Genomic DNA, 590 nt, shown 5'->3' with positions numbered 1-590 from the left:
GGCCAGCGCCACGTCCGAGGGGTCACGGGCGATGGCCTCGCGCAGCGCGTCCGGGCTGACCCTGCCGTACGCGTCGACCGGCAGCCACTCCACGCGCGCGCCCTCGTGCGTGGCGAGCCAGTCCACCGCGTCGAGCACGGCGTGGTGCTCGACGGGGCTGGCGAGCAGCCGGGTGCGGGCCGGGTCGGCGGCGCGGCGGGCCCAGTAGAGGCCCTTGACGGCGAGGTTGTCGGCCTCGGTGCCGCCCGCGGTGAACACCACCTCGCTGGGGCGGGCGCCGAGTGCGGCGGCGAGCGACTCGCGGGACTCCTCCACGGTGCGGCGCGCGCGCCGTCCCGCGGCGTGGAGGGAGGAGGCGTTGCCGGTGACGGCGAGCTGGTCGGTCATCGCCCGCACCGCCTCCGGGAGCATCGGAGTGGTGGCGGCGTGGTCGAGGTAGGCCATGATGCGTCGATTCTACGAGCCGGGGCGGCGCGCACGAGAGGCGCGTGGGGGCGCACGGTTCCGGCCCGCGCGGGCGCGTCCGACGGCACGCGAAGTCGCTCCAGGTGAGGCCGGGCGACGGCGCATGTCCTCAGATGCGCCGCCCG

At 77.1% G+C, this 590-nt stretch carries 1 protein-coding gene; it reads right to left on the bottom strand.

The window, feature by feature from the left end:
* Positions 1 to 444: aminotransferase class V-fold PLP-dependent enzyme (locus KUM32_RS40380; RefSeq protein ID WP_217146672.1), on the bottom strand; the 444-nt coding region annotated here is incomplete at its 3' end.
* Positions 445 to 590 lie beyond the last annotated feature (146 nt).

This window comes from Streptomyces sp. AC627_RSS907 (assembly GCF_019049165.1).
This window is presented reverse-complemented; position numbering and strand designations above follow the sequence as displayed.